Genomic DNA, 7,851 nt, shown 5'->3' with positions numbered 1-7,851 from the left:
CATTGGCAGTTCGGCCTTGGCCTGTGGGCGCTGCCGGCGCTGCTGGCTATCGTGGCGTGGGTCGCCCTGCGCCCGCGCCAGGACACGCCGTCCCTGGCCGGTGGCGGCGGCGGGCACTGGTTCGGCAACCGTCGGGCCTGGCTGCTGGCGCTCTACTTCGGGCTGATCAACGGCGGCTACACGAGCATGGTCGCCTGGTTGCCGGCCTATCACCTGGAGCACGGCGGCACGGCCCAGAGTGGCGGCGAGCTAGTCGGGTTGATGACCATCTTCCAGGTCTGCGGCGCCCTGGGCCTGCCGTTGCTGCTGCGGCGCCTGGCCGATCGCCGGCCGGGGCTGTGGCTGGCCTTGCTCATCCAGCTGGCGGGCTTTCTTGGCTTGCTGCTGGCGCCGACCAGCGCCATGGGCCTGTGGGTGGCGCTGATCGGCCTGGGTCTGGGCGCGTGCTTCAGCCTGAGCCTGACGCTGACCCTGGAGCACCTGCGCACGCCCGGTGAAGCCGGCAGCTTGGCGGCTTTTGTCCAGGGCGTGGGTTTCATCATCACCGGTATCGTGCCGTACATCACCGGCTGGCTGCGTGATGTCAGCGGCGACTTCCAGGCGTCCTGGACCCTGCTGACCTGCACGGTGCTGGCGATGCTGCTGGTGACCGTGCGTTTCGCCCCCAACGGCTATGCCCGGGCCATCGCCGGTGAGCGGCGAGCGCCTGCGGCGGCGCTCAACTGAGGCGTTGCAGGGTATCGCCGACCCGGTCCAGTGCCGGGTCGATGTCCAGCAGTTCGATGGCACCGAAGCCGAACAACAGGCCTGGCCTGACCGGCGCTTCGCTGAAGAATGGCGCCAGGGAGTAAAGACCGACCTCCACCTTGCGCGCCAGGTTGATCAGCAGCTCGACGTCCACCCCGGGCTTGGCCAGCGCGCTCAGGTGAAAGCCGGCGCTGGCCGGCACCGCGTCGAACCACGGCGCCAGGTCGCCACCCAGGCGTGCCAGGATCCGTTCGCGGCGGGCGCTGTACACCTCGTGGCAACGGCGGATGTGCTTGTTCAGGTGACCTTCGCTGATGAACCGCGCCAGCGCCCACTGCTGCAGGCTAGGGCTGTGCCAGTCGCTCAGGTGCTTGGCCACGCAGGCGGCCTGCAGCACGGTCGGCGGCAGCACCGCGTAACCCAGGCGCAGTTCCGGCAGCAGGGTCTTGGAGAAGGTCCCGACATAGGCCACCAGGCCATGTCGATCCAGGCGCTGCAGGGCTTCGGCGGCCGGCCCCTGGTAGCGGAACTCGCAGTCGTAGTCGTCCTCGATGATCAGTGCGCCAAGCTCCGCGGCCCGCGCCAGCAGCGCCTGGCGCCGTGGCTCGGCCATGGGCATGCCCAGCGGGAACTGGTGCGAGGGTGTCACGTAGATCAGCCGGGTGCCGTCCTCGATCTGCTCGACGCACAGCCCCTGGTCGTCCACCGGCACCGACTGCAGGCGCGCGCCGAGGGCCAGGAATAGTTGGCGTGCCGGTGGGTAGCCCGGGTCCTCCATGGCCACCTTGCAGCCGGGTTCGACCAGTACCCGGACGATCAGGTCCAAGGCCTGCTGGGCGCCATTGCACACCAGCACATCGCTGGCCGCGCACTGGATGCCGCGGGTGAAGGCGATCTGGTGGGCGATGGCCTCGCGCAGCTCCGGCAGGCCCTGGGCGGAAAACTGCCGGTCGGGGTGGCGCTGGCTGCGGCGCAGGGCGTAGTTCATGCAACTGCGCCAGTGGTCGTAGGGGAACTGCGCCTTGCTCGAGGCGCCGCCGATGAAGTCATAGCGCGACGGTGCGTCCAGCGCCCGCCGGCCCAGCACCGTGGCGCGCTGGCGCCAGCGTTCGAGGGTGTCGGCGGCGGCCAGCGGGATGTTGTCGCAGTCGCTCTGGCGCGGCGTGTGGCGCGGGGTGATGAACGTGCCGCGACCGACCACGCCGCTGAGCAGGTTGTCATAGGTCAGGCGCGAATAGGCTTCGGCCACGGTCTTGCGCGAAACCCCCAGTTGTTCGGCCAAGAGACGCGTGGGTGGCAGCTGGGTGCCGGCGGCCAGGTGGCCACTGTCAATACCGGCGCGCAGTTGCTGGTAGAGCTGTTCGGCCAGGCCTTTGCGGCCTTCGAGGCGGATGTGCAGTTCCATCGGGGGAGGGTGTCCGAAGCGCAGGGGGATAAAAGCTTCGGGGTTTATTGCGTTGGCTGCAAGGGGACCGCTCTGCGGCCCATCGCCGGCAAGTCGGCTCCCACAAGGACCGTGTTCACCCTGTGGGATCTGGCTTGTTGGCGACGAGGAGTCAAAGTCGGGCGGTACTGATGGTGATGTAGCCTTTTTCCGGCAGTGCGATGCGGATCACCGTCTCGTCTTCGCAGGCCTTGCGTTTCTGCTGGATGCACACGCCGTCCACCGCGGCTTCGCGCATGCGGGCTGGGATGGCGCGGCCCTTGGCATCGAAGAAGGCTTCGCTGGCGAGCAGCTCGACCCGCTCGATCAGCTGGCGGGTGTGCTCGTCGGTGGCACAGAAGAACCGCACCCCGGACAGGTGCGGATTGTCATCGGGGTTGCTGACCTCGTGGGCCAGCAGTTGGCGCAGGGTATGGCGCAGTTCACGGGTAGGGTGATCAGCGTTTGCGGGCATGGCATGGCCTCGTCTGGATGGGGTTGGCCGTGCCGGGGCGGCGGTCACGTCTCCAGGTCGGATGATGTTTTGCCGACGGTGTGGCAACAATCTAGAAGCTTCCGTGTTTTCGGTAGGAGGGTTCCGAAATTACAGGTGCCAGGTTGAACATCGCCTTGATCCGCGTCAGGGGCGGGGCACAATTTCCGTCGCCTCGACAGCGCCGGGCTCAAGCGCCGCCTCGACGATTTCGATCCAGTGCCGCACCGGCGTGCGCCCGGCACCGCCGAGGTGCAGCTGGCAGCCGATGTTGGCGGTGGCAATGAGCTGCGGGTTGCCGCTTTCCAGGGCGTTGAGGCGGTTGTCGCGTAGCTGGCGCGCCAACGTCGGCTGGGTCAGCGAATAGGTGCCGGCCGAGCCGCAGCACAGGTGGCCATCGGGCACCTGGGTGAGGTGGAAGCCCAGGCGCTGCAGCAGGCCTTCCACCGCTCCGCCGAGCTTGAGGGCATGCTGTAGGGTGCAGGGGCAGTGGAACGCCAGGCGCTGCTCGGTGCAGACACCCAGTCGCTCCAGTGGCTCGGCCTGCAGCACCTGCACCAGGTCGCGGGACAGGGCACTGACCGTGGCGGCCTTGGCGGCGTAACGCGGGTCTTGTTCCAGCAGGTGGCCATAGTCGCGGACGAACGCACCGCAGCCGCTGGCGGTCTGCACAATGGCCTCGGCGCCGGCCTCGATGGCCGGCCACCAGGCGTCGATGTTGCGCCGGGCACGGTCGAGTCCACGCGCCTGTGCATCCAGATGATAGTCCACGGCGCCGCAGCAGCCGGCCTCATGGACCGGTTTGACGCTGATGCCGAGCCGGTCAAGCAGGCGCGTGGCGGCGGCGTTGGTGTTGGGTGAAAGGGCCTGCTGCACGCAGCCTTCGAGCAGCAGCACATGTCGGGCGTGGCGCGGTGTCAGGCGTTGGCGTGGGGCTACAACATGCGCCGGCAGCTTGTCCTTGAGGCTGGCCGGGAGCAGGGGGCGCAGGGCCTGGCCGGCGCGCACCAGGGCCTCGAATGCGCCAGACCGTGGCACCACGGCGCGCAGGCCGGCGCGCAGCAGGCGTTGCCCCGGTGGTCGGGGGACTTGCCGGTCGACCACGGCGCGGCCGATGTCGAGCAGGTTGTGGTACTCCACCCCCGACGGGCAGGTGGTCTCGCAGTTGCGACAGCTCAGGCAACGGTCCAGGTGCGCCTGGGTGCTGGTGCTCACCGGCTCGCCTTCGAGCACCTGCTTGATCAGGTAGATGCGCCCGCGAGGCCCGTCCAGTTCATCGCCGAGCAACTGGTAGGTGGGGCAGGTGGCGGTGCAGAACCCGCAGTGCACGCAGGCGCGCAGGATACGTTCGGCCTCGTCGGCGCGGGGCAGTTGGCGGGCGGAGTCGCTCAGGTGTGTGTGCATGCCGTGGCCTCACAGGTCGGCGTACAGGCGGCCAGGGTTGAACACGCCCTGGGGATCGAGTTGGCGTTTGAGCGCCTGGTGATAGCGCAGCGTCAAAGGATCAAGCGGGGCGCTGCTGTCATCACCGGGCCGGTAGGCGGTGGCATGACCGCCGGCCTCGGCCGCCAACGCCCGGATGACGGACGCCGGGGCATCAGACTTCAGCCAGCGCTGGGCGCCGCCCCAGTCGAGCAACTGACGCCCCGGAAGGTCGAGGGCGCCGCAGGCAAGGGGCAGGGAAAGCCGCCACAGCGTCGCGGGTGCGGCGAAGAAGGCCAGGCGCTGCTCGCGCAGGTCGTGCCAGAAGTTCGTGTCGAGCGCTTCGCCACCCAGGCGCTCGCGGGCCGAGCGCACCGAGCCTTCGCCGCCTTCCAGGCGCAGGTGCAGCGTCTCGCCGTCATGGCAGGCAGCGCTGATCGGCAGCGCTTGCCGGCCCCATTCGACGAGTTCGGCCAGGGCCTGGCCTACGTTCATCTCCAGGCACAGGCCCAGGCACTGGCGTGGTCGCGGCAGCACCTTCAACGACACCTCGGTGAGCAGCCCCAGGCAGCCGAAGCTGCCCGCCATCAGCCGCGATACGTCGTAGCCGGCGACATTCTTCATCACCTCGCCGCCAAAGCGCAGGTGCTTGCCGTGGCCGGTGATCAGCCGGGTACCGAGGACGTAGTCACGCACCGACCCGGCCCAGGGCCGGCGTGGCCCCGACAGCCCGGCCGCGACCATGCCGCCCAGCGTTGCCTCGGGGCCCAGGTGTGGTGGTTCGCAGGCCAGCATCTGCCCGGCCTCGTGCAGTGTCGCCTCGACCTCCCGCAGCGGCGTGCCGGCGCGGGCGGTGAGTACCAATTCGGTGGGGTCGTAGCCGACGATGCCCCGGTGGCCGCGGATGTCGATGACCTGCCCGGTTACCGGGCGACCGAGCATGGCCTTGCTGTTGCCGCCCTGGATGCGCAGCGGAGTGCGCATCTCCAGCGCCTGGTTGACCTGCTCCCGCAGGTCCTGGCTCAAGTCCCTGTCCATCAGAAACGCTCCAGGTCGGGGAAGGGCAGTTGCCCGTTGTGCACATGCAGCGCGCCGAACTCGGCGCAGCGCTGCAGGGTGGGGATGTTCTTGCCCGGGTTGAGCAGGCCCCGTGGGTCGAAGGCGGCCTTGACCGCGTGGAACAAGGTGATCTCGTCGCTGTTGAACTGCGCGCACATCTGGTTGATCTTCTCCCGGCCCACGCCGTGTTCGCCGGTGATGCTGCCGCCGACGGCCACGCACAGTTCGAGGATCTTGCCGCCGATGGCCTCGGCGCGCTCCAGTTCGCCGGGCAGGTTGGCATCGAACAGGATCAGCGGGTGCAGGTTGCCGTCGCCGGCATGGAACACGTTGGCCACCCGCAGGCCGTACTGCCGGGAAAGCTCGCTGATGCCCTTGAGCACTCGTGGCAACTCCCGGCGCGGGATGGTGCCATCCATGCAGTAGTAGTCCGGGGAAATGCGCCCCACCGCCGGGAAGGCATTCTTGCGCCCGGCCCAGAAGCGCGCGCGCTCGGCTTCGTCACAGGCCAGGCGCACCTCGCGGGCGCCGGCCCTGCGCAGCACGGCATCGACCCGTGCGCAGTCGTCCTGCACGTCGGCCTCGACACCGTCGAGCTCGCACAGCAGGATCGCCGCCGCGTCCAGCGGGTAGCCGGCATGGATGAAATCCTCGGCGGCGCGAATCGCCAGGTTGTCCATCATCTCGAGTCCAGCCGGGATGATCCCGGCGCCGATGATTTCGGCCACCGCGCCCCCGGCATCCTCGACGCTGTCGAAACTGGCCAGCAGTACCCGTGCCACCTGCGGTCTGGGCAGCAGCTTGACGGTGACTTCGGTGACGATACCGAGCATGCCTTCGGAACCGGTGAACAACGCCAGCAGGTCGAATCCGGGGCTGTCCAGGGCATCGCTGCCCAGCACCAGGCGTTCGCCTTCGACGGTGAGGATTTCCACCTTGAGCAGGTTATGCACGGTCAGGCCGTATTTCAGGCAATGCACGCCACCGGCATTCTCGGCGACATTGCCGCCGATCGAGCAGGCGATCTGCGAGGACGGATCGGGCGCGTAGTACAGCCCATGGGGCGCCGCCGCCTGGGAGATCGCCAGGTTGCGCACACCAGGCTGGACCCGGGCGAAGCGGCCCTGCGGGTTGACCTCGAGAATGCGCTTGAAGCGCGCCATTACCAGCAGGATGCCCTGGCTCAACGGCAGGGCGCCGCCGGACAGGCCGGTGCCGGCGCCGCGCGCCACCACCGGCACGCCGTGCTGGTGGCAGAGCCGCAGCAGCGCCTGCACCTGCTCGATGCGCTCGGGCAGCGCCACCAGCAGCGGTAGCGTGCGGTACGCCGAGAGGCCGTCGCACTCGTAGGGCCTGAGGTCTTCGCCGCGGTGCAGGATCTCCAGGTCGGGCAGGGCCTCGCGCAGGGCGGCCAGCAGTGCCGGCTTGTCCACGGCTGGCAACGGTCCGTCGACACGTTCGTCGTAAAGGATATTCATGAAGACTTACTGCGCCAGGTGCCGGATCATCGCCACCGTCAGGTACAAGCGTGGCGCCACGCTGGCGATCTCCATGTATTCGTCGTCGCCATGCAAGCCGGCGCCGACCACGCCGAGGGTCTCCAGCACCGCCGGCTTGTCACTGTCGGGCACGTAGGCGTAGCCGGCGTCGGTGCCGAAGCGCATGGCGATCGGCTGCAACTGCCGGTCGATCTTGCTGAAGAGCTGCCGCGCCGTTTGCGCAAGTTCCGTGGAGGCGTCGTTCCTGGCCAGCGGCGGACGGCCTTTTTCCATGACCAGCTCGACCTGGATATCGGCCACCAACTGTTTCTTGATGATCCGCAGGGCATCCTCCTGCACCCGCTCGGTCTCGCTCAGGTCGGAGTAGCGCATGTCGGCCTCGGCGCTGGCCTGGGCGGGAATGATGTTGGCTTTTTCCCCGGCCTTGGCCAGGGTCCAGTTGACGGTGGTGCCCTTGCTCTTGTCGCCGAGGTTGTTCAATTGCAGCAACTGGTGCGCCAGCTCCAGCAGCGCGTTGCGCCCGGCCTCCGGGGCGGAGCCTGCGTGGGAGGCGCGGCCCTTGACCTCGAGCTTGAGGCGATTGATGCCGTTGGTGGCGACGGTGACCGCGTCCTTGTCGGGCGGCTCGTAGGAGAAGACGAAGTCATGCTTGCGCGCCAGTTCGGCAATCAGCTGCCGCGAGCCGGTCGAGCCCATTTCCTCGTCCGGGTTGAACAGCACGGTGAGGGTGCGGTAACCCTTGTACTGCTGGTCTTGCAGCAGTTTCAGCGCATGCAGGATCATCGCCACGCCGCCCTTGGCATCGGCCACGCCGGGGCCGTAGGCGCGGTCGCCGTCGATCCGAAACGGACGCTTGGCCACGGTGCCGGGGCCGAACACCGTGTCGTAGTGGACCATCAGCAGGAAGTCCTTGTCGCCACTGCCCTTGAGCGTACCGACGATGTTGTCGCCCACCGAAGGCGTGGCCGGCTGCGTCGTGACCTTGGCGCCGAGAGCCTCCAGTCGTTTCACCAGTTCGTTGCCGACCTGCTTGAGGCCGGGCTCGGTACCGGTGCCGGTGTCCACGGCCACCAGGGTCTTGAGGGTTTCCAGGTAGTGAGGCTGTTCGGCCTGGGCCTGGCTGAACAGTGCCTGGGGCGTCGGGTCGGCGGCCTGGGCGGTGGCGCAGGCCAAGGCAAGGGCCAAAGAGCAGAGTCGCAAGGGCATGG

The 7,851-nt window shown here is 68.4% G+C and carries 7 protein-coding genes; 1 reads left to right on the top strand and 6 read right to left on the bottom strand.

Annotation, left to right across the window (positions count from 1 at the left end):
• Positions 1-726, top strand: a 726-nt coding sequence (locus CC207_RS27535; RefSeq protein ID WP_256582066.1) for an MFS transporter, incomplete at its 5' end; no start/stop codon positions are given.
• Here CC207_RS27535 and CC207_RS11285 read toward each other — a convergent pair.
• From CC207_RS11285 to CC207_RS11260, 6 genes are all read right to left on the bottom strand, one after another.
• Complete coding sequence (locus CC207_RS11285; RefSeq protein ID WP_028689364.1) at positions 719-2,152, bottom strand: PLP-dependent aminotransferase family protein; 1,434 nt, start codon at positions 2,150-2,152, stop codon at positions 719-721. The two genes, CC207_RS27535 and CC207_RS11285, sit on opposite strands and share 8 nt — an antisense overlap.
• A gap of 151 nt (positions 2,153-2,303) precedes the next feature.
• Positions 2,304-2,645 (bottom strand): hypothetical protein, encoded by a 342-nt coding sequence (locus CC207_RS11280; protein WP_028689365.1) that lies wholly within the window; start codon positions 2,643-2,645, stop codon positions 2,304-2,306.
• A 165-nt stretch (positions 2,646-2,810) separates the two neighbouring features.
• Positions 2,811-4,067 carry a glycolate oxidase subunit GlcF gene (gene glcF / locus CC207_RS11275; RefSeq protein ID WP_088852104.1) on the bottom strand — a complete coding sequence of 419 codons (1,257 nt, stop codon included), beginning with the start codon at positions 4,065-4,067 and terminating at the stop codon, positions 2,811-2,813.
• A 9-nt stretch (positions 4,068-4,076) separates the two neighbouring features.
• Positions 4,077-5,123 (bottom strand): glycolate oxidase subunit GlcE, encoded by a 1,047-nt coding sequence (gene glcE / locus CC207_RS11270; RefSeq protein WP_036985835.1) that lies wholly within the window; start codon positions 5,121-5,123, stop codon positions 4,077-4,079.
• A complete protein-coding gene (gene glcD, locus CC207_RS11265; protein ID WP_062364327.1) occupies positions 5,123-6,622 on the bottom strand; it encodes a glycolate oxidase subunit GlcD in 1,500 nt (499 codons plus the stop codon). Before glcD ends, glcE begins: the two co-directional genes overlap by 1 nt.
• A 6-nt stretch (positions 6,623-6,628) precedes the next feature.
• A complete protein-coding gene (locus CC207_RS11260) occupies positions 6,629-7,849 on the bottom strand; it encodes a M20/M25/M40 family metallo-hydrolase (RefSeq protein ID WP_088852103.1) in 1,221 nt (406 codons plus the stop codon).
• Positions 7,850-7,851 lie beyond the last annotated feature (2 nt).

It is taken from the genome of Pseudomonas sp. DrBHI1 (assembly GCF_002205115.1).
Taxonomy (GTDB): Bacteria; Pseudomonadota; Gammaproteobacteria; order Pseudomonadales; family Pseudomonadaceae; genus Aquipseudomonas; species Aquipseudomonas mosselii.
Note: the sequence above shows the minus strand (reverse complement) of the source record. Positions and strands in the feature narration are given on the sequence as shown.

Coding starts and splice junctions, on each gene's coding strand:
- CC207_RS11285 (WP_028689364.1), bottom strand. CDS start 2,152: ATGGAACTGCACATCCGCCTCGAAGGCCGCAAAGGCCTGGCCGAACAG.
- CC207_RS11280 (WP_028689365.1), bottom strand. CDS start 2,645: ATGCCCGCAAACGCTGATCACCCTACCCGTGAACTGCGCCATACCCTG.
- glcF (WP_088852104.1), bottom strand. CDS start 4,067: ATGCACACACACCTGAGCGACTCCGCCCGCCAACTGCCCCGCGCCGAC.
- glcE (WP_036985835.1), bottom strand. CDS start 5,123: ATGGACAGGGACTTGAGCCAGGACCTGCGGGAGCAGGTCAACCAGGCG.
- glcD (WP_062364327.1), bottom strand. CDS start 6,622: ATGAATATCCTTTACGACGAACGTGTCGACGGACCGTTGCCAGCCGTG.
- CC207_RS11260 (WP_088852103.1), bottom strand. CDS start 7,849: ATGCCCTTGCGACTCTGCTCTTTGGCCCTTGCCTTGGCCTGCGCCACC.